This is a genomic window from Kocuria sp. ZOR0020 (genome assembly GCF_000800955.1).
Taxonomy (GTDB): domain Bacteria; phylum Actinomycetota; class Actinomycetes; order Actinomycetales; family Micrococcaceae; genus Kocuria; species Kocuria subflava.
In genome coordinates, this window is the sequence record NZ_JROX01000410.1 from 1 (window position 1) to 439 (window position 439).

Here is a 439-nt window from a genome sequence, read left to right on the forward strand (position 1 = left end):
CCTCCTACTCGGTGGTGTGGGACATCGTGCGGACCCTGGATCCCGGCATGGTCACCCTCGCCCTGGAGGGCGCAGCGTCCTACCGCGACAAGCACGAGCTGGTGCTACGCCGGCAAGCAGAGCTGCCCAACGCGATGTGGCAATCCGATCACACCATGCTCGACATCCTGGTGGTGGGCACCGACGGCAAGCCCGCACGGCCATGGCTGACAACGATCCTCGACGACTGCTCCCGGGCGGTCTGCGGCTACACAGTCTTCCTGGGCGCACTGTCGGCGATGAACACCGCCCTGGCGCTGCGCCAAGCGATCTGGCACAAGACCGACCCGGCCTGGCCGATGTGCGGCCTGCCCGACGTGCTCTACGTCGACCACGGCAGCGACTTCACCAGTGACCAGCTCGCCGGCACCGCCGTCGACCTCCACATCCGACTGATCCA

1 protein-coding gene is annotated in these 439 nt (G+C 67.2%); it reads left to right on the plus strand.

Features of this window, described 5'->3' with window-relative positions; genetic code table 11:
* Positions 1 to 439, plus strand: a 439-nt coding sequence (locus L979_RS14020) for a DDE-type integrase/transposase/recombinase (RefSeq protein WP_047692886.1), incomplete at both ends; no start/stop codon positions are given.